This is a genomic window from Qipengyuania marincola (assembly GCF_029688625.1).
Classification (GTDB): domain Bacteria; phylum Pseudomonadota; class Alphaproteobacteria; order Sphingomonadales; family Sphingomonadaceae; genus Qipengyuania.
This window is the reverse complement of the sequence record NZ_JARULC010000001.1, coordinates 117505-139137: the sequence shown is the minus strand read 5'-3', so window position 1 is coordinate 139137 and position 21633 is coordinate 117505. Positions and strand designations below refer to the sequence as shown.

Sequence of the window (21633 nt, the reverse complement as noted above, 5' to 3'; positions counted from 1 at the left end):
CGCGCCCAAGTCCCCGTGTCCGCTGGTTGACATGGGAGGAAGAAGAAAGCCCTTACCCATGGCGGACAATCCTCCGCCGGACATCTCAAGGGGGCCTGGAACGAAACGGGGCGGCACGTCCGGCAAGGTAGCCGATTTCCGCTACAAGCGCCCCGCCCGGCCCGACATGCGTGATACGGCAGCCCGTGCCGGAGCGGACGCGGGAATTGCGAAAGCCTTTGCGCCGTCACGCTCGAGCAACCACCCGCACCACCGCCAGGCTTACGCTGCGCTCGATCTCGGCACGAACAATTGCCGCCTGCTGATCGCGCGCCCCAGCGGCGCGGACTTCACCGTGATCGATGCCTTCAGTCGCGTGGTACGGCTGGGTGAAGGCCTTGCCGCCAGCGGTCGCCTGTCGGACGAAGCCATGGAGCGCACCCTCGCCGCACTCCATGTCTGCGCCGAAAAGCTGCGGCGCCGCAATGTCCGGCTGGCTCGCTCGGTAGCGACCGAGGCCTGTCGCCGTGCGGCCAACGGGCCGAAGTTCATCGAACGCGTGAAACAAGAGACCGGCATCGTCCTCGACATCATCTCCGCCCAGGAGGAAGCGCGGCTGGCGGTGCTCGGTTGTCACGTCCTGCTGGAAGACGGGACCGGACCGGCGATCATCTTCGACATCGGCGGCGGGTCGACCGAACTTGTGCTGGTCGAGCCGAACGGCGCAGTGCCGCGCATTCTCGACTGGATGAGCGTGCCATGGGGTGTCGTCTCGCTGACCGACACGGTGCCGCATACCGAACGGACCGAGGAAGGGCGGCTGGCGCGATATGCCGAAATGCGCCGGCTCGTGGCGCGCAGCTTCGAACCTTTCGCGCGGCGGATTGCGGAGCACCGGCGCCCGGCGGACGAGATCAGGCTCCTCGGCACCAGCGGTACGGTGACGACGCTCGCCAGCCTCCACCTCGAATTGCCGCAATACGACCGGCGGGTGGTCGATGGACTGATCCTGCCGTCGCAATCGATGCGCGATGTGTCGGCGCGCCTGTCCCGCATGAGCGAAGCAGACCGGCGGCAACTGCCCTGCATCGGCGATGATCGCGCCAATCTCGTCATTGCGGGCTGCGCGATCCTGGAGTCGATCCTCGATATCTGGCCGGCAACCCAGCTGGGCGTGGCCGATCGCGGAATTCGCGAAGGCATATTGCGCAGCCTGATCGCCGCAGACGCTTCGGGCGAGCAGGGCCGTGCCGCCCTTCAGAGGATGCGGGAGCAGGATGTATGAGCCGATCCGGCAAGGACCGCGAAACGCGCGTCAAGACCGCGAGGAAGCGCAGCGCGAGTTCCACCCGCTGGCTGCAGCGGCAGTTGAACGACCCTTATGTGAAGCAGGCCAAGGCCGACGGCTATCGCAGCCGCGCCGCCTACAAGCTCATCGAGCTGGACGATAAGTTCGACCTGCTGAAAGGGATCAGCCGCGTCGTCGATCTCGGCATTGCGCCGGGCGGATGGAGCCAGGTCGTGCGCAAGCGCAAGCCGGCGGCTCATGTCGTCGGCATAGACCTGCTCGAAGTCGAGCCCATCGAGGGGGTCGAGATTTTCCAGATGGATTTCATGGACGACGACGCACCGCGTGTCCTGGAAGAGGCGCTGGGCGGCAAGGCTGATCTGGTGATGAGCGACATGGCCGCCAATACGGTCGGCCACAAGCAGACCGATCACCTGCGCACGATGGGCCTCGTCGAAGCAGGTGCCTGGTTCGCGATCGAGAACCTCGCCGAGGGCGGTACCTTCCTGGCCAAGGTTCTGGCAGGCGGCACCGATGGCGATTTGCTCAAGCTGCTCAAGCAGCACTTCAAGACCGTCAAGCATGCCAAGCCGCCCGCCAGCCGCAAGGGTTCGAGCGAATGGTATGTCATCGCGCAGGGCTTCAAGGGCTAAGCGCCCGGCAAAAAAGAAAAGGCCCCGCCGGAGCGAGGCCTTTCCCTTAGAAAAATACTGGTCGTGCCGGCGATCAGTCGACCTTGGTCGCGCCGCCCGTGTTGGTCGCGGCATTGGCACCCGGAACCGGCTGGTCCGCGCTGACCGCGCCTGCTGCCTCGGCTTCGCCCGCCTGCGCGCCCTCGACCGGGCCCGGACCTGCACCGGGAGCCTGGCCGGCGACCTCTTCGGTCTCGACTTCAGGCGCGGCTGGTGCGGGCTTGGCCGGAGCGCCGCCAAAGGTCGCCATGTATTCCATCACATTGGCGCGGTCTTCAGGCTTCGACAGGCCAGCGAAGCTCATCTTCGTGCCGCTGGCGAAACCGCGCGGGCTTTCGAGCCAGGCGTTCATCGATTCCCAGTCCCACTGGCCACCCTTTTCCTTGAGCGCACTGGAATAGGCAAAGCCTGCTGCGTGCGATCCGATGGCCGAACCGAACACCCCGTAGAGATTCGGCCCGATGCCATTTGCCCCGCCCTGCTCGATCGTGTGGCAGGCAGTGCACTTCGCGAATACGGCTTCGCCTGCCGCGGCATCGGCGCTGGCCAGCAGGGTCCCGAGATCAGGGCCCGCATCCTCGCCGGCGCCCGTCTCTTCACCCTGCACGAAATATCCGGGCTCGACGCCTTCGGGCAATTCGCTGGAGCCGGCGTGGAAATACATGCCCGATACGATCGAGCTGCCGAGCGCGACGATACCGGCGAAAAGGACCCAGCCGGCGGCGGTGTTGAAACGGTCGTCCATTGCGTGATTGCCTGCAAGAAAACTGTTGGTCTGTTGGTTGCGCGCCGCTCTAGTGAAGGCAACGCGCCCGCGCAAGTGTGGCTTGTGCAATTGCGCTTGAATGGCGCGAAACGCGCCCGTATCGCGCGGACCATGCGACAATTCGCCAAGCCTGCCCTCGAACTCGTCGAATCGATGCGCGCTGCTGCGGCAGCAGACCCCGAGCGCGCAATCGCCTTCGGTGGTGCCCCCGGATCGAATTCCCACCAGGCGGCAATGCAGTTTGCGCCCGAGGCGCTGCCGCTGCCCTGCTTCAGCTTCGAGGATGCTCTTGAGGCGGTCGAGAGCGGCCGCGCCGGCTGCGCGATGATCCCGATCGAGAATTCGCAGCATGGACGGGTGGCGGACATCCATTTCCTCCTGCCCGAAAGCGGCCTCAAGATCGTGGCGGAACATTTCATGCGCATCACCCACGCGCTGATGGCGCTTGGCGAAGGTCCGTTCGAAGCGGCGTACAGCCATCCCCAGGCGCTCGGCCAGTCGCGCCATTTCCTGGCTGAGCGAGGCATCGTGGGCCTGAGCCACGCCGACACGGCGGGCGCGGCGGCCTTCGTTGCCGAAAGCGGCAATCCCTTCATCGCCGCGCTGGCCCCGCCCCTGGCGGCCGACCTCTACGATCTCAGGATTATCGAGAACGAGGTCGAGGATGCGCATGATAACACCACGCGCTTCGTGGTTCTCGCACGAGACGCGCTCGACCCTGCAACGCTGCTGGGGCAATCGGCGATGACCACCTTCATCTTCGAGGTGAAGAACGTGCCGGCCGCCTTGTACAAGGCGTTGGGATGTTTCGCGACCAATGGCGTGAACATGACCAAGCTCGAAAGCTATCAGAAGGGAGCCAGCTTCGCTGCCACGCAGTTCTTCGCTGACATCGAAGGCGTTCCGGGCGATCCACGGGTCGATATGGCACTCGACGAGCTCGGTTTTCAGACGAATGAAGTGCGATTACTTGGAAGCTATGCGCAGGTTCGTCGTCGCGGCTGATATTTCCGCTTTTGTTTGACGGCTTGTTCCCGCGGCGGACTTAGCCGCCGAACTCTTAGTACGCGAACCGTAAATCGCCGCCACTGCGCGACGAAACGGGTATTTCGTGGGGTGAAGTCACAGAGTTCCGAATAAACTTTCAAAATATGCGGGAACAATATGTATCGACGCACACTATCGGTTCGGGGGCGGGATTCGATAGATGAGGGTTCTATGCAAAGAAAAATAATTATCGGCGCCATGCTGTGCTCCAGCGCGCTCGCCACTCCGGCACTCGCTCGCGATGGCCAGACCTATGTCGAACTGGGGTTCGGCCCGCTGATCGCGGAAGACATCGACGTTCGTGAAATCGCACCGCCCACCGGTGCGAATGCGACGATCGAGCCTGACGATTTCGGCTATGACGGTGCAATCATCGTCGGCCACGACTTCGGCGCATTCCGCACCGAAGTGGAAGCGTCCTATCGCAACACCGATTTCGATGCGCTGTCCGTTGGCGGTGCCACCTTCGACGGTGCGGCGGTTTCGGGCGACGCGTCCTCGACCAGCATCATGGGCAATATCCTGGCCGATTTCGGACCCGACGACGGGGTTCAATTCTTCTTCGGCGTCGGCGGCGGTGCTGCCCGTCTCGATCCGAAGCTGGCGCTGTTCACTCCGGCAGGCGAGGTAAACGTCCTCGAAGGCGCGGATTGGGAATTCGCCTGGCAGGGTATTGCCGGCCTGCGCGCACCGCTGACCGACACAATCGATGTCTCGCTGCGCTATCGCTATTACCACATCGACGATTTCGATCTGGGCGGCGAAAACGGCTCGAGCGCCTGGCAGGGCGACTTCACCACCCATTCGGTACTCGGCACGGTGGCCTTTAACTTCGGCGGCGCAGCTCCGCCGCCGCCCCCGCCACCGCCGCCGCCCCCGCCGCCGCCTCCCCCACCGCCTCCGCCGCCTCCGCCGCAGAGCCAGGTCTGCGAAACGGGGCCCTACATCGTCTTCTTCAACTGGGACGAGTCGACCCTGACGCCCGAGGCGTCGACCATCCTCGACAACGCGGTGTCATCCTATTCGAGCTGTGGTTCGGCTGCGGTGATGCTGGCAGGGCATACGGACACGTCTGGTTCCGCAAGCTACAACATGGGACTGGCCGAACGGCGTAACGCATCGGTTCGCGACTATCTGACTTCGCGGGGCGTTCCGGGAAGCATGATCACGAGCGAAGCCTTTGGCGAAAACCAGCTGCGCGTTCCGACCGCCGATGGCGTTCGCGAATTGCAGAACCGCCGTGTGGAAATCACCTATGGCCCGGGTTCGGGCATGTAGTTTCGCCTCGCAGAGCGAAAACACCGAGAGGGACCGGAGCAATCCGGTCCCTTTTTCGTTCGCCCGTGCGCCATGCTGCCTGAAAATAGCCAGGCAACTTAGTGCTATGCTGGCTACCGGTCGGAAGGCTGTTCTTCGTCCGCGTAGATCGCCACCTCGCTCACGCCAGCACTGGTCGCACGTCCGCGATACATCCCGGCTGTGTTGAAGCTGTAGAGGGTTTCGCCAGCGGCTGTGACGAGGATGATGCCGCCGTCCCCGCCCAGTCTCTTCACATCGTCCATGACGCTGTCCGCGAGTATCTGAGCAAAGCCCGGCCCTGTGGCTCTGAGGCCGGCGCTGGTCGACTCGAAGTTGCGCACCATTAGCAATCTCTCGCAGATGGACTTCGCCACCCCGACACGAATGAAATACTCGCCCCAACCTGTCGCCGAGACGGCGCAGCTGCGATTGTCCGCATAGGTGCCCGCACCGATCACGGGCGCGTCGCCGATCCGGCCCCAGCGCTTGCCGGTCATCCCGCCGGTCGAAGTTCCGGCGGCCATATTGCCGTCCCGGTCGAGCGCCACCGCGCCGACGGTGCCGAACTTGATATCGACATCGAGCGCGGAGAGCTTGTCGGCCTTCATCCGCTCCAGCGCCTCGCGTCGGGCTTCGGTGCCGAACCACTCGGGCGGCATGGTCTCGAGGCCCTGTTCGGCCGCGAATTGCTCGGCCCCTTGACCTGCCAGCATGACATGCGGACTGTCGGTCATCACCTTGCGCGCCAGCAGAATCGGGTGGCGTATGCCGGTGACGCCAGCGACCGCGCCTGCATCGCGGTCACGACCGTCCATGATCGAAGCGTCGAACTCGTGCGCACCCTCCCAAGTGTAGACCGCGCCGCGCCCGGCGTTGAACTTCGGATCGTCTTCCATCAGCAGGATCGCAGCCTCGATCGCATCGAGCGCGCTCCCGCCCTCCTCAAGAATTCTGGTCCCGGCATCTAGCGCCTGCTGCAGCGCCGCGCGATAGGCGGCTTCGCGCTCGGGCGTCATGTCCTCGCGCCGGATGGTGCCGGCTCCGCCGTGAATGGCGATCGACCAGCGCGGTTCGTCATCCTGTGCGAGGGCGGGGAGCGGGAGAACCGTCGTGACAACGATGAGCGCGGCTGCTGCGAGCGAACGGAAAAGCATCATTTGCAAAGGGATAGCACCAGAACTTATCCACTCAAGTATCCCGCCCCGTTTTGTAAATTTGCGACAGGCTGATAGACCGCCGGTTCAGAAACCAGAATGGGGAGAGGTTTCATGCGAATTGGCAACTACCGCTTCGATGAAGGGGTGGCGATGGAGGTGCTTGAAAAGGCCGTCCTCGCGCTTCTGATCCTGCTGGCGACCTGGGCGCTGGCCAAGGCCGCGAAATGGGCCTTTGCGAGGCTCGTCGACAATGTCTCGTTCTTTCAGCGACATACTGGCAGCGGGAATTCGCTCGGCGCATCGCTGGGCAAGATCGTGTCATTGCTCATCTGGCTGTTCGGCCTGCTTGCCATTCTCCAGGTCCTGGGCCTTGGAACCGTTGCGGGTCCGATCGACTCCCTGCTCGAGACGGTCGTGGAGTTCATCCCGCGCATCGTTGCCGCCGGCCTGATATTCTTCATCGGCCTCATGGTGGCCCGGATCGTGCGCGATCTCGTGGTCACCACTCTCGCCACGGTCAATTTCGACAAATGGGCCAATCGTGGCGGAGTGGACGAGGCAACCGGCAATACTGCGATCAGCAAGACGATCGGCATGATCGTCTATGTGATCATCGTGCTGCTGATTTCGATCGCCGCGCTCGAAACGCTGAATATCCGGTCCATCAGCGAGCCGCTGTCGGACATGCTGCGGATGATCTTCAATGCCATTCCGAACATCCTTGCCGCGGCCGTGCTGTTGGGCCTCGGATATGTCATCGGGCGTTTCGTCGCGCAGATGCTGAAGGAAATCCTTCCGGGCCTCGGTGTCGACCGGGCCCTGTCCGGAAGCGGCCTGACTGCAGAAGGCACCAGCGCAAGCGCGATCATCGCTCGCGTGGCGCAGGTCGCCATCGTGCTGTTCGCCGCCATCGCCGCGACGCGCATCCTGGGCTTTCCGGAACTGACCGCCATACTGGACGAAATCCTCGAACTGGGCGGGCGCGTGGCGTTCGGCGCAATCATAATTGCCGCGGGTTTCCTCGTGGCAAACGTGCTCGCGCGGCTCATCTCGGGCGACGAGGGTGCATCGACGCCGGCGACAATCGTCAAGTGGGTAACCATCGTCCTGTTCGTGTTCATGGGCATCAATTTCATGGGCATCGGCGGCATGATCCCGACCAATATCCTGACGATTATCGTTGCCGGTCTGGCGGTGGCCGGGGCGCTCGCCTTCGGCCTCGGCGGACGCGACTGGGCCGGCCGCAAGCTGGAGGAAATGGACACCAGCATGCGCGGGACCGGTACGGCAGGGGGCACGAGTTCGGCGCCAAGGCCTTCGCGCAGCAAGAAGGCCGCTGCAAAGAGTGACGATCCGCTGCCGCCGGGCGCTTGACACTGAAAGGATAATAACACCGAGACTTCGGTTCGCAGGGGGGCGCGGGAATAATTCCAATTCCGCGCCCCCTTTTTCATGCTACGCTCGCCCGATAGTGTCACGCGGGGGAGAACAGGCATGAGCAATTTCGGATTTTCGAGCACGGCGGACGAGGTTCTCGAGGGCAAGGACCTCTCGGGCAGGACGGCGCTCGTCACCGGCGGATATTCCGGGCTCGGCAAGGAAACAGCGCGCGCCATGGCCGCGAAGGGCGCGCACATCATTCTCTCGGGCCGCGACGCGAAAAAGCTGGACGAAGCGGCCAAGGAAATCAGCAAGGAAACCGGCGCCAAGGTAGAAACGCTGGTCTGCGATCTCGCTTCGCTCGACAGCGTCAGGTCTGCGGCGAAGGAAGCGAACGAGCGCTTCGCCAAGATCGACCTGCTGATTAATAATGCCGGCGTCATGGCGCCGCCGCTTGAGCGCACTGCCGAGGGCTTCGAGCTGCAGTTCGGCACCAACCATATCGGCCATTTCCTGCTGACCAACCTGCTGTTGCCACTGGTCGAACGGGGCGAGCGCCCGCGCATCGTCAATCTGTCCAGTCGTGGCCATCATTTCGACCACGTGCATTTCGACGATCCCAACTATGAAGAGCGCGAGTACGAGAAGTGGACCGCCTACGGACAGTCCAAGACTGCCAACATCCTGTTTGCGGTAGGTCTGGAACAGCGGCTCGGCGACAGGGGCATCCACTCTTACGCGCTGCATCCGGGCGGGATCATGACCAATCTCGGCCGCCATATGACCGAAGAAGACATGGCCTGGATGATGGACCGCATCAAGAAGAGCGCCGAGCAGAGCGGGGAGGAGCCGCAGGGATTCAAGACCATCCCGCAGGGCGCGGCGACCACCTGCTGGGTTGCGACCACCGACGAGCTGGAGGGTGCGGGCGGCGTATATTGCGAGGATTGCCACGTCGCGCACCAGGACGATGACAATCCGACCGGTGGTGTGAAAAGCTACGCCATCGACCCCGACAATGCCGAGAAGCTGTGGACGATGAGCGAGGAGATGGTGGGCGAGAAATTCGCCTATTGAGGGATCGCCCTGTAACCTTTCCCACGGCCCGCCCGAAGACAGGGCATGAAGCCAATTGCTGGCGCCGTGTGAGAAGGGACCCGGGATGATTGCCGACGAAGCCAGCCTCGCGCATCTCATGGCGTCGTCCCAGAAGGGTGATCGCAAAGCCTACCGCGTTCTCCTTGCCGAAGTGCAGATGTGGCTGGAGCGGTATTTCCGCCGCCGCGTCGCCCCCGCGCAGCTCGACGATCTGGTCCAGGAAGTATTGATGGCGGTGCATAACAAACGCGCCACCTGGGATTCCGAACGCGCCTTCCTCCCCTGGCTCGCGGCCATCGCCCGCTATCGCTGGGTCGATCACCTGCGCAAGGTCTATCGCAATGCCGAGGACGAACTGGACGACTGGGATGCCGCCGAGGACAGCGATGAAGAAGCAGTCATGGCGCGGATGAGCCTGGAACGGTTGTTCGTCCACCTGCCCGACAAGCAGAGCGAGGTCATCGAGCTCGTCAAGATCGAGGGACTTTCTATTGCGGAAGCCGCCCGGAAAACGGCCAGAGCGAGAGCCTGGTCAAAGTGAACATCCATCGCGGACTGAAGAAGCTGTCCGCGCTGGTAGAGAAGGCAGAATGACAATGACCCCCCAGACCGGCAGAATTGGCAGCTCCCTCATCGACGAGCTGGCGGCGGACCTCGCCCCGATCCGTCCGCTCCGCCTGTGGCAGGGCATCGCCCTCGTTGCGCTGTCCGCCCTCGCGACGATTGCCCTCGTCGAAGTGCTCGACGGGCTGTGGCGCGGCATCGCCGCCGGACGCGCATCGGACCTGTTCTTCATTGCCAACGGCATGTTCGCCCTTGTCGGCGCGGCCGCTTCCTATGCAGTGCTCAGGATGGCAAGCCCGCATGTCGGCAATCGCCACGACGGCGCGCGCTGGGCAACCGCGATGATCGTGCTGTTGCCGCTTACCGCCCTGCTGACCCTCGGCCTGTTCGGCACCTTCGAGCAGATGACGAGCGACATGTACGGCCTGAGCTGCTTGGCGGCAGAGACCGGCTTCGGCCTGCTCACCGGCGGTGCACTGGTCGCCTGGCTGCGACGCGGCGCGCCCGTCTCCCTCAATTCCGCAGGCCTCTACACCGGGATCGCCGCCGGCGCGATCGGGACGTTCGCCTATGGCCTCGCCTGCCCGATCGACACGCTGGCGCATCTGGCGAGCTGGCATGTCCTGCCGATCGCCGTCTCGGCGGTTGCCGGTCGCCTGATCGTTCCGACTCTGGTGCGGTGGTAGGCCAAGGGCTCGCGTCAGTCCTCCTCGATATTCCGGATTTCCAGGATGCGCCCATCAGCCATGTAACGGGCGCCTTCCTGTATTTTCCATTCAAAGCCTGCCGCGGAACTACAGGCGTCTTGCGACCCCCCGCATCGGTCGGGACGAGAGTTAGGGAAATTCGTGCGCGAACGACTCTGCGCATCACAACCATCGCAAGCGCCGGAACACCACGATAAGCACCGCGAATACGAACAGGCACAGGCCCACGACCAGCCAGAACGCGTCGGGATCGTCCATACCCGGCATCCCGCCGACATTGATGCCCAGCAGGCCCGTAAGAAAACCGAGCGGCAGGAAGATGCCCGCCACGATGGTCAGCATGTAGGTCGCGTGCTCGCTGCTCGCGAGGCTGCGGGCGCGGATTTCGTCTTGCAGGACGACGGCGCTTTCCTTGCTGATGTCGATATCGTCGATATAGCGCCTGAGCCTGGCGATGGACTCTGCGATTTCGCGGCGGTCCTCCTCCTCGAACCAGTAGGGTGCGTCGCGGCTGATCTGTTCCAGCGCTTCGTGCTGAGGCGCCATGTGCCGCTTGAGGGCGAGGCAATTGCGGCGGATGGTCGAGATTTGCCGCAGCATGCGCTCCGCATTCTCATCGGGATCGTCATCTTCCAAGGCGTCGAGATGCGTGTTCATGTCCACGATCGACTGACTCATCCGGGTGATGAGCAGTTCGGCAAGCAGGGTGATGGTCGCACCGGCATCGAGCGGGCCGCTGCCCCGGTCGAGCATGGCAACGATTTCGCGCGGGGTCTGCAGGGGATGGCGGCGCAGCGTAATCAGGCGACGCCCGTCGCACCACAGCTGCATGGAGATCATGTCTTCCGGCTGCGCCCCGGGGTTGAAGTTGATCCCGCGCAGTGTCGCTACCAGCGTCTCACCCTCCGCGAAGGCGCGCGGCCGCGTGGCGTCGCTGGTAAGTAATTCCGCAGTGGGTTCGGGCACCTGCAATTCGCTTTTGAGCCACTCCTGCACCCCCTCGCGATTGCGACAAATGTGGAGCCACATGACCTCTCCCGGAGCGGCTGGCCGCCAGCCTTGTGCTTCTTCCCAATCGATCACGCGGGCCCCGCCCTGCCCGTCGAGCACGCGCCCGAACAGTAGCGGAGTTTCGGTCAGGGTATCGTCGGTCGCTTCGCTCATGCCGGGCTTCATGCCGCAGCATGGGGCGCTTGTCATTGCCCCTTCATCATCAGGGCTCTATATCGGCGTCCATGTCTTCCGTACGCCCCTGGCGCGATATCGAGCGCCGTCAGTCCCGCCAGATCATGGTCGGCAATGTCCCCGTAGGGGGCGACGCGCCGATCACCGTGCAGACCATGACCAATACGCCCACCGAGGACGTGGGCGCGACGATCGACCAGATCCGCCGCTGCGAGGATGCGGGAGTGGACATTATCCGCGTGTCCTGCCCAACCGAGGAATCGACCGCCAGGTTCGACCAGATCACTCGCGCGGCCAGCGTGCCGATCGTCGCCGACATCCATTTTCACTACAAGCGCGCGCTCGAAGCTGCGGACAAGGGCGCGGCCTGCCTGCGGATCAATCCGGGCAATATCGGCTCGTCCGACCGCGTGGCCGAGGTCGTTCGGGCAGCCAAGGCGAATGGCTGCGCGATCCGTATCGGCGTGAATGCGGGCAGCCTGGAAAAAGACTTGCTGGAAAAATACGGCGAGCCGTGCCCCGAAGCGCTGATCGAAAGCGCGCTCGACCATATCAAGTTGCTGCAGGACCACGACTTCCACGAATACAAGGTGGCGGTGAAAGCGAGCGACGTGTTTCTCGCCGTGGCGGCCTACCACGGCCTTGCTGAGGCAGTCGATTGCCCGCTCCATCTCGGTATTACCGAGGCGGGTGGCCTCGTCGGCGGCACCGTGAAAAGCGCGCTCGGCATCGGCAGCCTGCTGTGGGCCGGGATCGGCGACACGATCCGCGTCTCGCTCTCCGCCGAGCCCGAGCAGGAAGTGAAGGTGGGCTATGAAATCCTGAAGTCGCTCGGCCTGCGCACCCGTGGTGTCCGTGTGGTGTCCTGCCCCAGTTGCTCGCGCCAGGGGTTCGACGTCATCCGCACGGTGGAGGCGCTGGAAAAGCGGCTCGAGCACATCAAGACACCGATGAGCCTCTCGGTCCTGGGCTGCGTGGTCAATGGCCCCGGCGAAGCGCGCGAAACCGATATCGGGATCACCGGCGGCGGAAACGGCAAACATATGGTATATCTGTCCGGCGTGACCGACCACCATGTGAAGAGCGACGACATGCTCGACCATATCGTGGCTCTGGTCGAAAAGAAGGCGGCCGAGATCGAGGCCGGAACCGCGACAGCGTTCGATCCGCACGCCGAAGCTGCGGAGTAAGCCATCGCGGCCGCCTGTTCAGGAGGCAGGAGGGATGGACAATACATTCGAAACCGAAGGGCGGAATTCGACGGCGAGAGGCGGCGCAAATCTGCCTATGGTCGTCGCACAAACCTCGAAGGAACCGCGAAAGGGCCGCGCGCAATCGCTCGGGGCATCGGCCATCGGGGCCGCTGCCGCGGGCGCCCTCGCCACCGCGGCGCTGGCCATTGGCGCCCTTGCAGTCGGACGGATGGCGATCGGACGCCTGCGTATCCGCGACGCCCACATTGACCGGCTCCGCGTCGGCCGCATCGAGATCGGCTGACGCTTTACCAGCTCTTAAGTCTCGTCTGACAGGATGGCCTCATGCGCGAGGCTCTTCTCTTTGCTGCTGCGGTGTCCTGCTTCGTCGGGGTTGCCTGGCGCGGCGTGTCGCAAGGCGATGAAACGCAGGAGGCAGAGGCCCTCGCCCGCGCCGAGGCACAGGCCCTGGTCGCGGGCGAACAGCGCGACAAGGCCTTCGCCACATGGAGCGCCGGCGAAACGGTTCTTCCAAGGTCCGCGGACGGGCACTTCTATGCCGATGTCGCGGTCAACGGCACCAGCGCGAATTTCCTCGTCGATACAGGCGCGAGCATGGTCGCGCTGACCGGGGCTGATGCGCGTGCAGCCGGCCTGCACTGGGACGATGCCGATGTGCGCGAGGTTGCGCGTGGCGCCAGTGGTCCGGTCTACGGGGTGCCGATCATGCTGGATCGCGTCGTGCTCGACCAGCACGAGGCGACCAATGTCTCGGGCGTCATCGTGCCCGAAGGACTGGGCATCTCCCTTCTCGGACAAAGCTACCTTCAGACAATCTCGCCAGTGCGCATCGAGAGCGAGGAAATGATCCTCGGCGGCTGATCCGCCCTCCCGCCTACGGAACCAGAGCCAGGCAGCGGCCATTGTTTGTTCATTGGCGCGCCAGCGAGCGCATGGTAGAACGCACGGTACGATGAAAAGACGCGATATCCTCAAAAGTACGCTGACCATGACGGCAGCCGTAGCCGTGCCAGGCCGGATATTTGCGCAGGTCAATCCCTTTGCCGCGCGTGACCGCGTCCTGCTCGAGATCGCGCGCGAGCAACTGGCCCGCGTCGGACAGGGCATCTGGAAACGGGATATCGTGGGGATCGCCGATTTCGGCGTGCATTCCGCCGAACGGCGCTTCTATTTCGTCGATGTCGAGAACGAGCGGGTCGCCAATTACCACGTGAGCCATGGCGATGGCTCCGACCCCGAGCATGACGGCTGGCTCGACCGCTATTCGAATGTCGAAGGCTCGCACTGCACCAGCCGCGGCGCCTATATGACGCGCAGCTGGTATGTCGGGAAGTTCGGCACCTCGATCCGCCTCGACGGGCTCGACCCGACCAATTCGAATGCCCTGCCGCGTGCTATCGTCATGCACAAGGCCGGCTACGCCACGCCCGAGCATGTCGCGCGCTGGGGCCGCCTCGGGCGCTCGAATGGCTGTTTCGCCATGGGCCCCGAGCAGTTCGACCGGGCACTGATCGATTTGTCGGGCGGCCGCCTGCTCTACGCCGATAGCCTCGGCATTCAGAACGACGGGCGTCGCGTGGCATCACGGGAATTATTGCGCCGCGAGGGCGGCGGCACCTTCGAACGCACGAACCCGGGCGTCTATTAGGATACCGCCCCGCTGCGTAGCGGGGCGGGTTTAGCAAAACTCACGTCTGCATATCGTCGATGATCTCGACAGCCTCTTCGCTGGTCTTGCGCGCACGGTTCTGCTGGCGCGGCGCATCGAGCGCGGCGAGCACCGGCGCATCGCGATCGTAGATGTCGGCGAAGCGGGTCAGCTTGCCGTCCACGTCCACACCCATGGTGAAATAGGTGATGTAGACCGGCCACTGCTTTTCCATCGCATAGCGCGTATATTCGCCGCTCTGCGTGATCTCGGAGACCTCCTCCTGTATCAAGGGCAAGTCCGATTTCGTCTTCGCGTTCCCCAGCATCGACATGGTCATCGCCAGCTCCCGCGCGCCCTGCACGCGAATGCAACCATGGCTGAGCGCGCGGTTATCCTGCGCGAACAGGTGCCGGCTGGGCGTGTCATGGAGGAAGATCGCATGCTCGTTGGGCATGTCGAGTTTCATCAGGCCGAGCGAATTGCCCGGGCCCGGCTGCTGCACCACGGTGACCCAGCCATTGGCGCCCTTGGTCGCCTTGTAACCATTCGCCCGTGCCCAGCCCGGGTTGTTCAGCACTTTCGCGCCCAGCCCTTCGCCTTTCACGATCGACTGTGGCACGGTCCAGGTCGGATTGTAGATTACCGCCTCGACCATTTCCGCGAGTTGCGGGGTCGCAGTGCGCCCGGGCTTGCCGACGACGACGCGGTAGTTCTTGATGATCCGGTCGTTGACCGTCAGGCGTAGCTGATATTCGGGCACGTTGGTCAGCAGATATTGCTTGCCAAGGTCCTGGCCCAGCCAGCGCCAGCGATCCATGTTGGCGCGGATCAGCTTGCGCTTTGCCGGATCGCTCGTCCTGGCGAGCTCTTCCTTCAGGCGCGCATAATCGGGCGACACCGGATTGAGCGCGGTCAGCTCTCCGGCGATATCGCCGCTGGCAAGCGCGCGTTCTAGTATCACGTGGGTCGGCATCTTGTCGGCATCGGGATCAACGACGAACCATTGCTTGCGCGCTTCCATCGGCGTGCGCCCGTCGCGCAGATCCTCGACCACCCACACGAAGGTTTGGCTGGCGATCTCGTTCAGTGCCTGACCTTCGCCCGCGGCAATCGCAGACTGCAGGGCAGACGTCTCGTAATCGGCCGGACGCAGGCCCTCGGCTTCGAGAGTCGGAATGAAAGCCAGCAACTTGCGGGCATTCTCGACACTCCATTTGCCCACCAGCGAGGGTATTTCCTGCACGACCTCGCCCGGCTGCATGCGGATATCCCCGAATGCCTCGTCCACGCTCGGCTGCGGTGCGCTCTGTTGCTCGCTGACGCGCGGCTGAGGGGCGGGCTCCCCGACGCCTTCCGACTGCGCCGGAAGCAGATTTTCCGGCGCACGCTCCTGCGCGAAGGAGGGTCCCGCAACCAGAGCAGCGCTGCACATGCTACCGATAAGAAACTTCAACTTGGTCATTCATTCCACCTGTTGCGCCGCCAATCCCGTTCAGCGGAGAGCGACCGAATATATACGCGATCGGTCTCCGTCATCCAAGATGGACGCTGACCGCCGCCTGAACTGGCGCGCAAATAGATGACGTCATCGCGTTCCGACCCTAAAGCCGCACGGGTGACCGCCGAACCGATCCCCCTCAAGCCCGTTTTCGCCACCGCGGCGGGGATCGCCATGCTGTCGCTGATGGATGCCTTCATGAAAAGCGCCTCGCTGGCGATGGGCGCTTACATGGCCGCCCTGCTGCGCGCGGGGCTGGCCTTTGCGATCATCGCCCCGGTCTGGTTGGCCCTGCGACCGGAATGGCCATCGAAAGCGGTCATGCGGGTGCATCTGACCCGCGGCGCGGTCGGATCGATGATGGCGCTGACGTTCTTCTACGCATTGACCAAGCTGCCACTGGCCGAAACCATCGCGATATCCTTCGTAGCTCCGATCGTCTCGCTCTACCTCGCAGCTCTGTTGCTTGGGGAACAGGTGCGACCGCGCGCGATCTGGGGCGCGATATTCGGGCTTGCCGGCGTGCTCATCATCGTGAGCGGGAAGTTTGGCCGCGGAACCTTGAACGACGAGACCCTGCTCGGTCTCGTGTCGATAATCGTTTCGGCCCTGCTCTACGCGTGGAACCTCGTGCTGCAACGGCAACAGGCGCTGGTCGCAAAACCGCTGGAGGTTGCCACCTTCTACATGGGCATCGCCGGATCGATCTATCTTGTGGCCGCACCATTTCTGTTCGTGATGCCGCCAGCCGAAGCCTTGCGCGATGTCGGTATCGGCGCCGCGCTTACAGTCGCCGGCGCGCTGACGATGGCATGGGCGTACGCGCGGGCGCAGGCCCAGGTTCTGGTGCCACTGGAATATTCGGGATTTGTCTGGGCGGCGCTGTTCGGCTGGCTGTTGCTCGGTGAAGCGGTCACATGGACCGCCGCCGGTGGCGCGCTGCTGATCGTGGGTGGCTGCTGGATCGCAACCACCGGCAAGCGGCCCGAACAGGCCGCAATCTAGCGGACCGGTTCTTCCGCCGCAGTTGCCGTGTCGTTGGTGAAGGTGAAGGCCGCGGTGAAACACCCCGCGACGATCAAGGCACCGGCAATCATCGCCGTGCGGATCGAACGCTTGTTGCGCGCCTTCGTATTGTCTTGCGTACCCATGTGAATCGGTCCCCATTCGGCCCTGACGCCTCCCGCGTCTGGGATGCCGGCTATCTGCCATGATTTTGCCTTAATAAGCGATGAAGACGCTCGTTCGTTCCGACGAACCGAGGCCGGGCCGCGGGGCACCCTTGATTTTTCCCCGGTTTGCGCGCAGGTGCGCGGCACATTTTGCCGCTCCGCCCATTGGTGGGATGACGGCTCTCATCAGAAAGGAAACACGCGCGCATGACCCAGGTCGGCAAGGACACGCTCGGAACCCGATCCACCCTCACCGTGAACGGCAAGGATTACGCCTATTACTCCTTCGCCAAGGCGGCAGAGAAAATCGGCGACGTGTCGAAACTGCCCTTCAGCCTGAAGGTCCTGCTGGAAAACATGCTGCGCTTCGAAGATGGCGGCTTCACCGTTTCCACCGACGACGTGCAAGCCATTGCCGACTGGCAGAAGGAGCCCAAGACCGGCAAGGAAATCCAGTATCGTCCGGCCCGCGTGCTGCTGCAGGACTTCACCGGCGTACCCTGCGTCGTCGACCTCGCCGCAATGCGCGATGCGATCTCGAAGCTCGGCGGGGAGACCGCCAAGATCAATCCGCAGGTCCCCGTAAACCTCGTCATCGACCACTCGGTGATGGTGGACGAATTCGGCCATCCCAAGGCGATGGAAGCGAACATGGAGCTGGAATACCAGCGCAACGCCGAGCGCTACGACTTCCTCAAGTGGGGTTCCAAGAGCTTCCGCAACTTCTCCGCCGTGCCCCCGGGCACGGGCATCTGCCACCAGGTAAACCTCGAATATATCGGCAAGGGCGTGTGGTCGACCGAAGACCCGGACGGCAACGCGGTCGCCTATCCCGACACCTGCGTCGGCACCGACAGCCACACCACCATGATCAATGGTCTCGGCGTGCTGGGCTGGGGCGTCGGCGGGATCGAGGCGGAGGCCGCCATGCTCGGCCAGCCGATCTCCATGCTGATCCCCGAAGTCGTCGGCTTCAAGCTGACCGGCGCGATGGCCGAAGGCGTGACCGCCACCGACCTCGTGCTGACCTGCGTGCAGATGCTGCGCGAAGTTGGCGTGGTTGGCCGGTTCGTGGAATTCTACGGCGAAGGCGTCGCGAATCTGACGCTGGCTGACCGTGCGACCATCGCCAACATGGCGCCGGAATACGGCGCGACCTGCGGCTTCTTCGGCATCGACGACAAGACGCTCGAATACATGCGCCTCACCGGCCGCGACGAGGAAACCATCGCGCTCGTCGAAGCCTATTCCAAGGAACAGGGCATGTGGTTCACGCCGGAGAACGAGCCGGTATTCACCAAGACGCTCGAGCTGGACATTTCGAAGGTCGTCCCGAGCCTTGCCGGTCCCAAGCGACCGCAGGACCGGGTTGCGCTGCCCGAAGTGGACGAGCTGTTCAACGGTGACCTCGAGACGGTCTACAAGAAGAGCGCGCCGGCCCGGGTCGGCGTCGAGGGCAAGGACCATGACATCGGCGATGGCGACGTGGTGATCGCGGCCATCACCAGTTGCACCAACACATCCAATCCCGACGTGCTGATCGCCGCCGGCCTTGTCGCGAAGAAGGCTCGCGAAAAGGGCCTCCAGCCCAAGCCCTGGGTCAAGACCAGCCTCGCGCCGGGATCGCAGGTGGTTACCGATTATCTCGTGAAATCGGGCCTGCAGGACGATCTGGACGCCATGGGCTTCGATCTGGTCGGCTATGGCTGCACGACTTGCATCGGCAACTCCGGTCCGCTTGCGCCGCCGATCTCGAAAGCGATCAACGGCAACGACATCGTGGCGGCCAGCGTTCTGTCGGGCAACCGCAATTTCGAAGGCCGCGTCAGCCCCGACGTCCGCGCAAACTTCCTCGCCTCGCCGCCGCTGGTCGTTGCCTATTCGATCCTCGGTACGGTAACGCGCGACATTACCGAAGCGCCGCTGGGGCAGGACCAGTCGGGCAATGACGTGATGTTGGCCGACGTCTGGCCGAGCAATGAGGAAATTCGCGAGCACCGCACGAAGAACATCGACCGGCACATGTTCGAAAGCCGCTACGCCGACGTCTACAAGGGCGACGAGCACTGGCAGGCGATCACGGTCGAGGCTTCGGATACCTATCGCTGGAACCCGACCAGCACCTATGTCGCAAGCCCGCCCTTCTTCGACGGGATGGAGATGGAACCGGCTCCCGTTGCGGATATCGAGGGCGCCAAGCCGCTCGCGATCCTGGGCGACTCGGTCACCACCGACCACATCTCCCCCGCCGGTTCGATCAAGGAAGACTCGCCTGCCGGCGAGTACCTCAAGAGCCACCAGGTTTCGAAGCAGGACTTCAACTCCTACGGCTCGCGCCGCGGCAACCACGAAGTCATGATGCGGGGCACCTTTGCCAATATCCGCATCCGCAACGAAATGGTCCCCGGCGTGGAAGGTGGCTACACCACCTACAATGGCGAGCAGATGCCGATCTACGACGCCGCGATGAAGCATCGCGACGATGGCACGCCACTGGTCGTGGTCGCAGGCAAGGAATACGGCACCGGCTCCAGCCGCGACTGGGCAGCCAAGGGCACGATCCTGCTCGGCGTCAAGGCGGTTATCGTCGAGAGCTACGAGCGCATCCACCGCTCCAACCTCATCGGCATGGGCGTGCTCCCACTGCAGTTCAAGGATGGCGACACGCGCAACTCGCTGGGCCTGACGGGCAGCGACAGCTTCACGATCAAGGGCCTGGCAGACCTGACGCCGGGCCAGGACGTGGAAGTGGAAGTCACCCGCGAGGACGGCTCCACCTTCAGCTTCACCGCGCTGTGCCGCATCGATACCGCCAACGAGATGGAGTACTACCGCAACGGCGGCATTCTTCATTATGTATTGCGGAACCTCGCTGCGGCATGATCGCGCGGGCGCTCCTTTCCGGTATGGCGGCGGGCTTGCTCGCCGCCTGCTCGGCCGGGGCGACCACAGCCGACGACGATGCGGTGATAGGCGCCGAGGCCGGGGTGCTGACAATCGAACCGAGTGCGCTCTCGACCCGGCTGGAGGCAGGCGAGGCGATCCAGCTGATCGACGTCCGCACGCCCGAAGAATTCGCGCAAGGCCATATCGCAGGCGCGATCAACGTCCCGCTCGACGAATTCGACCCGGCGGCACTCCCCGATCCGCAAGGGGCGGAGCGGGTGCTCTACTGCCGCTCGGACCGGCGCTCTGGCATCGCGGCGGAAAAGCTTGCCGATGCAAGCGGGCGCAATGCGGTGCATCTCGAAGGCGGAATTCTCGCCTGGGATGCTGCGGGGCTGCCCGTCATCGAAGAGTGACGCAATGGCGCTGCGCGACAGGCTGACCCGGCTGGTTCGCGGCACTCCGCCCGATCCAATGGCGGATCCGGCAGAGCTCGCGCGGATCGGAGATGCGGTTCGCGCCCGGTTGCGAGCCGACCCGCGCGCCGAAGATCGCGGTGGCAACAAGGCCGACCTGTTCCTTGTCCCGCATTTCCTGACCAGCACGCAGTGTAGCGCGCTGGTGACGATCATCGAGAGCCGGCTGCGCCCATCGACGCTATTCTCCGAATCGCAATATCCCTCTGGCCGGACCAGCTCCACGCACTTCTTCGCGACTGAAGCGAGGGAAACCAAGGCCTTGGGCAAGATGATCGATGAACTTCTCGGCATCGAGCGTTTGCATGCCGAGACGATCCAGGGCCAACGCTATCTCGAAGGCGAGGAATATCGTCATCACCGCGACTATTTCCGCAGGGAACGGCCGCATTGGCAGCAGGAACGCCGCCGCGGCGGCCAGCGCAGCTGGAGCGCGATGGTCTACCTGAACGAGGTCGACGCGGGCGGAGAAACCGAATTTCCGGAACTCGATCTGACGGTCACGCCGGAACCGGGCCTGCTGATCGCGTGGAACAACATGAACCGCGGCGGTCATCCAAATCGCAACACGCGCCATGCCGCGCTACCCGTCCGGGAAGGCCGCAAATACGTGATTACGCAATGGTATCGCCAAGGCGAGTGGAGCCGTAACTACCGCTGACGGCGCTACGGTATCAGACCCGGCCGGCACCCTTCTTCACGCGCAGCTTGCGCCGTCCCAGGATCGCCGCAGCCGCCATTCCGAACAGCGCCATCATCGGCGGCGCCGGTACTTCCGTCCCGCTGGAACTGGGAGGCGGCGGAGGCGGAGGAGGAGGTGGTGGTGGTGGTGGTGGTGGCGGCGGCGGAGGTGGTCCGCCGCTCGTTGTGGTCGAGGAGCTTGAAGAACTCGAGCTGGATGAACTCGTAGAGCTCGATGTACTCGTGCTTGAAGTGACATTGCCAGAGCTCGACGTGCTCGTCGATACGTTGCCCGAAGTCGAAGTGCTGCTCGATACGTCGCCAGAGGTCGAGGTCGTGCTGGTGACCGTCCCCGAGGAGGATGAGACATCGCCCGAAGAACTGCTGGTCGTCGTACTGCTGACCTCGCCGGTCGACGATGACACTGTGCCGGTCGAGGTGGACACCGCGCCGGTGGAGGTCGAGACCTCGCCCGTGCTGGTGGTCGAAGTGATCCCGCCGGTCGAGGTCGACGTGGAGGTCGAGGAGCCGCCGGTGGTCGTCGAAACCTCTCCGGTCGAACTCGAGCTGGAGGTCGAGGTGCCGCCGCTCGAAGTGGAGGTCGACACGTCGATGTCGATGTCGGGAACGTCGCCGCCGGTCGTGGTCGTCGAATTCACGATCACGCTGCCACCGCCGCTGCTTCCGCTGAAGAAGCCGCCGAAGAACCCGCCGCCGAAACCGCTCCCGAAGCCGCCGCCAGAGCCCGGGCCATACCCACCCGTCGGGATCGAGCGGGCGCCCCCACCCGCGACCACCGGGGCCGGTGCCGCTTCGGGAAGCGGCGGTACGGGAACAGGGACCATCGCCTCGCGATAGACGGGCGGGCAGATATTGTCCGGATTCTCTGCCGC

21 protein-coding genes and 1 pseudogene are annotated in these 21633 nt (G+C 63.9%); 17 read left to right on the top strand and 5 right to left on the bottom strand.

Annotated elements, in window-relative coordinates; genetic code table 11:
- Positions 1-58 precede the first annotated feature (58 nt).
- Together P8Q88_RS00725 and P8Q88_RS00720 are read left to right on the top strand one after the other, a co-directional pair.
- Positions 59-1264 (top strand): Ppx/GppA phosphatase family protein, encoded by a 1206-nt coding sequence (locus P8Q88_RS00725; RefSeq protein WP_278321922.1) that lies wholly within the window; start codon positions 59-61, stop codon positions 1262-1264.
- Entirely contained in the window at positions 1261-1920 is a 660-nt protein-coding gene (locus tag P8Q88_RS00720; RefSeq protein WP_278321921.1) for an RlmE family RNA methyltransferase, read from the top strand. The genes P8Q88_RS00725 and P8Q88_RS00720 overlap by 4 nt, the downstream gene beginning before the upstream one ends.
- Before the next feature lie 73 nt (positions 1921-1993).
- Here the strand turns inward: P8Q88_RS00720 and P8Q88_RS00715 are convergent, their stop codons facing one another.
- Positions 1994-2704: a c-type cytochrome gene (locus P8Q88_RS00715; protein WP_278321920.1), complete on the bottom strand. Its 711-nt coding sequence runs from the start codon at positions 2702-2704 to the stop codon at positions 1994-1996.
- A gap of 132 nt (positions 2705-2836) precedes the next feature.
- On the opposite strand from P8Q88_RS00715, the gene P8Q88_RS00710 reads away from it, so the two are divergent.
- Complete coding sequence (locus P8Q88_RS00710; protein ID WP_278321919.1) at positions 2837-3730, top strand: prephenate dehydratase; 894 nt, start codon at positions 2837-2839, stop codon at positions 3728-3730.
- Between the two features lie 213 nt (positions 3731-3943).
- Positions 3944-5050 carry an OmpA family protein gene (locus tag P8Q88_RS00705; protein WP_278321918.1) on the top strand — a complete coding sequence of 369 codons (1107 nt, stop codon included), beginning with the start codon at positions 3944-3946 and terminating at the stop codon, positions 5048-5050.
- A gap of 113 nt (positions 5051-5163) precedes the next feature.
- Here the strand turns inward: P8Q88_RS00705 and P8Q88_RS00700 are convergent, their stop codons facing one another.
- The gene (locus P8Q88_RS00700; protein WP_278321917.1) at positions 5164-6225 is read right to left on the bottom strand and encodes an isoaspartyl peptidase/L-asparaginase family protein; all 1062 of its coding nucleotides are present in this window, start codon (positions 6223-6225) and stop codon (positions 5164-5166) included.
- A gap of 114 nt (positions 6226-6339) precedes the next feature.
- On the opposite strand from P8Q88_RS00700, the gene P8Q88_RS00695 reads away from it, so the two are divergent.
- The 4 genes and pseudogenes from P8Q88_RS00695 to P8Q88_RS00680 all read left to right on the top strand — a co-directional run bounded on the left by P8Q88_RS00695 (position 6340) and on the right by P8Q88_RS00680 (position 9956).
- Entirely contained in the window at positions 6340-7602 is a 1263-nt protein-coding gene (locus P8Q88_RS00695) for a mechanosensitive ion channel (protein WP_278321916.1), read from the top strand.
- A 120-nt stretch (positions 7603-7722) separates the two neighbouring features.
- Entirely contained in the window at positions 7723-8685 is a 963-nt protein-coding gene (locus tag P8Q88_RS00690; RefSeq protein ID WP_278321915.1) for an SDR family NAD(P)-dependent oxidoreductase, read from the top strand.
- An 85-nt stretch (positions 8686-8770) separates the two neighbouring features.
- Positions 8771-9300, top strand: a pseudogene (locus P8Q88_RS00685) (sigma-70 family RNA polymerase sigma factor).
- On the top strand, positions 9297-9956 hold the full coding sequence (locus tag P8Q88_RS00680) for an NrsF family protein (RefSeq protein WP_278321914.1): 660 nt from the start codon (positions 9297-9299) through the stop codon (positions 9954-9956). The pseudogene P8Q88_RS00685 and the gene P8Q88_RS00680 overlap by 4 nt, the downstream one beginning before the upstream one ends.
- Positions 9957-10139: 183 nt before the next feature.
- On the opposite strand, the gene P8Q88_RS00675 is transcribed toward P8Q88_RS00680, so the two are convergent.
- A complete protein-coding gene (locus P8Q88_RS00675) occupies positions 10140-11141 on the bottom strand; it encodes a zinc transporter ZntB (protein ID WP_278321913.1) in 1002 nt (333 codons plus the stop codon).
- A 71-nt stretch (positions 11142-11212) separates the two neighbouring features.
- Between P8Q88_RS00675 and ispG the strand changes: the two genes are divergently transcribed.
- The 4 genes from ispG (at position 11213) to P8Q88_RS00655 (ending at position 14024) form a co-directional block, all read left to right on the top strand.
- On the top strand, positions 11213-12352 hold the full coding sequence (ispG, locus tag P8Q88_RS00670) for a flavodoxin-dependent (E)-4-hydroxy-3-methylbut-2-enyl-diphosphate synthase (RefSeq protein ID WP_278321912.1): 1140 nt from the start codon (positions 11213-11215) through the stop codon (positions 12350-12352).
- Between the two features lie 34 nt (positions 12353-12386).
- Complete coding sequence (locus tag P8Q88_RS00665) at positions 12387-12659, top strand: hypothetical protein (protein WP_278321911.1); 273 nt, start codon at positions 12387-12389, stop codon at positions 12657-12659.
- 41 nt (positions 12660-12700) lie between these two features.
- Positions 12701-13237 carry a retropepsin-like aspartic protease family protein gene (locus P8Q88_RS00660; protein WP_278321910.1) on the top strand — a complete coding sequence of 179 codons (537 nt, stop codon included), beginning with the start codon at positions 12701-12703 and terminating at the stop codon, positions 13235-13237.
- 91 nt (positions 13238-13328) lie between these two features.
- On the top strand, positions 13329-14024 hold the full coding sequence (locus P8Q88_RS00655) for a murein L,D-transpeptidase catalytic domain-containing protein (protein WP_278321909.1): 696 nt from the start codon (positions 13329-13331) through the stop codon (positions 14022-14024).
- Between the two features lie 40 nt (positions 14025-14064).
- Here the strand turns inward: P8Q88_RS00655 and P8Q88_RS00650 are convergent, their stop codons facing one another.
- Entirely contained in the window at positions 14065-15489 is a 1425-nt protein-coding gene (locus P8Q88_RS00650; RefSeq protein WP_278321908.1) for a L,D-transpeptidase family protein, read from the bottom strand.
- Between the two features lie 153 nt (positions 15490-15642).
- Between P8Q88_RS00650 and P8Q88_RS00645 the strand changes: the two genes are divergently transcribed.
- Entirely contained in the window at positions 15643-16530 is an 888-nt protein-coding gene (locus tag P8Q88_RS00645; RefSeq protein WP_278321907.1) for a DMT family transporter, read from the top strand.
- Here P8Q88_RS00645 and P8Q88_RS00640 read toward each other — a convergent pair.
- Positions 16527-16676, bottom strand: coding sequence for a hypothetical protein (locus tag P8Q88_RS00640; RefSeq protein ID WP_278321906.1), 150 nt, complete (start codon positions 16674-16676; stop codon positions 16527-16529). The two genes, P8Q88_RS00645 and P8Q88_RS00640, sit on opposite strands and share 4 nt — an antisense overlap.
- A 228-nt stretch (positions 16677-16904) precedes the next feature.
- Between P8Q88_RS00640 and acnA the strand changes: the two genes are divergently transcribed.
- Genes acnA through P8Q88_RS00620 form a run of 4 tightly spaced genes read left to right on the top strand, consistent with a single transcriptional unit; the run spans position 16905 to position 21598 of the window.
- A complete protein-coding gene (gene acnA, locus P8Q88_RS00635; protein ID WP_278321905.1) occupies positions 16905-19580 on the top strand; it encodes an aconitate hydratase AcnA in 2676 nt (891 codons plus the stop codon).
- Positions 19577-19999 carry a rhodanese-like domain-containing protein gene (locus tag P8Q88_RS00630; RefSeq protein WP_278321904.1) on the top strand — a complete coding sequence of 141 codons (423 nt, stop codon included), beginning with the start codon at positions 19577-19579 and terminating at the stop codon, positions 19997-19999. Before acnA ends, P8Q88_RS00630 begins: the two co-directional genes overlap by 4 nt.
- Before the next feature lie 4 nt (positions 20000-20003).
- Complete coding sequence (locus P8Q88_RS00625; protein WP_278321903.1) at positions 20004-20720, top strand: prolyl hydroxylase family protein; 717 nt, start codon at positions 20004-20006, stop codon at positions 20718-20720.
- A gap of 47 nt (positions 20721-20767) precedes the next feature.
- The gene (locus P8Q88_RS00620) at positions 20768-21598 is read left to right on the top strand and encodes a hypothetical protein (RefSeq protein ID WP_278321902.1); all 831 of its coding nucleotides are present in this window, start codon (positions 20768-20770) and stop codon (positions 21596-21598) included.
- Positions 21599-21633: the final 35 nt, after the last annotated feature.

What these genes read in the sequence shown, in the direction of transcription:
- P8Q88_RS00725 (WP_278321922.1), top strand. Translation starts at nt 59, where the DNA reads ATGGCGGACAATCCTCCGCCGGACATCTCAAGGGGGCCTGGAACGAAA.
- P8Q88_RS00720 (WP_278321921.1), top strand. Translation starts at nt 1,261, where the DNA reads ATGAGCCGATCCGGCAAGGACCGCGAAACGCGCGTCAAGACCGCGAGG.
- P8Q88_RS00715 (WP_278321920.1), bottom strand. Translation starts at nt 2,704, where the DNA reads ATGGACGACCGTTTCAACACCGCCGCCGGCTGGGTCCTTTTCGCCGGT.
- P8Q88_RS00710 (WP_278321919.1), top strand. Translation starts at nt 2,837, where the DNA reads ATGCGACAATTCGCCAAGCCTGCCCTCGAACTCGTCGAATCGATGCGC.
- P8Q88_RS00705 (WP_278321918.1), top strand. Translation starts at nt 3,944, where the DNA reads ATGCAAAGAAAAATAATTATCGGCGCCATGCTGTGCTCCAGCGCGCTC.
- P8Q88_RS00700 (WP_278321917.1), bottom strand. Translation starts at nt 6,225, where the DNA reads ATGCTTTTCCGTTCGCTCGCAGCAGCCGCGCTCATCGTTGTCACGACG.
- P8Q88_RS00695 (WP_278321916.1), top strand. Translation starts at nt 6,340, where the DNA reads ATGCGAATTGGCAACTACCGCTTCGATGAAGGGGTGGCGATGGAGGTG.
- P8Q88_RS00690 (WP_278321915.1), top strand. Translation starts at nt 7,723, where the DNA reads ATGAGCAATTTCGGATTTTCGAGCACGGCGGACGAGGTTCTCGAGGGC.
- P8Q88_RS00680 (WP_278321914.1), top strand. Translation starts at nt 9,297, where the DNA reads ATGACAATGACCCCCCAGACCGGCAGAATTGGCAGCTCCCTCATCGAC.
- P8Q88_RS00675 (WP_278321913.1), bottom strand. Translation starts at nt 11,141, where the DNA reads ATGAGCGAAGCGACCGACGATACCCTGACCGAAACTCCGCTACTGTTC.
- ispG (WP_278321912.1), top strand. Translation starts at nt 11,213, where the DNA reads ATGTCTTCCGTACGCCCCTGGCGCGATATCGAGCGCCGTCAGTCCCGC.
- P8Q88_RS00665 (WP_278321911.1), top strand. Translation starts at nt 12,387, where the DNA reads ATGGACAATACATTCGAAACCGAAGGGCGGAATTCGACGGCGAGAGGC.
- P8Q88_RS00660 (WP_278321910.1), top strand. Translation starts at nt 12,701, where the DNA reads ATGCGCGAGGCTCTTCTCTTTGCTGCTGCGGTGTCCTGCTTCGTCGGG.
- P8Q88_RS00655 (WP_278321909.1), top strand. Translation starts at nt 13,329, where the DNA reads ATGAAAAGACGCGATATCCTCAAAAGTACGCTGACCATGACGGCAGCC.
- P8Q88_RS00650 (WP_278321908.1), bottom strand. Translation starts at nt 15,489, where the DNA reads ATGACCAAGTTGAAGTTTCTTATCGGTAGCATGTGCAGCGCTGCTCTG.
- P8Q88_RS00640 (WP_278321906.1), bottom strand. Translation starts at nt 16,676, where the DNA reads ATGGGTACGCAAGACAATACGAAGGCGCGCAACAAGCGTTCGATCCGC.
- acnA (WP_278321905.1), top strand. Translation starts at nt 16,905, where the DNA reads ATGACCCAGGTCGGCAAGGACACGCTCGGAACCCGATCCACCCTCACC.
- P8Q88_RS00630 (WP_278321904.1), top strand. Translation starts at nt 19,577, where the DNA reads ATGATCGCGCGGGCGCTCCTTTCCGGTATGGCGGCGGGCTTGCTCGCC.
- P8Q88_RS00625 (WP_278321903.1), top strand. Translation starts at nt 20,004, where the DNA reads ATGGCGCTGCGCGACAGGCTGACCCGGCTGGTTCGCGGCACTCCGCCC.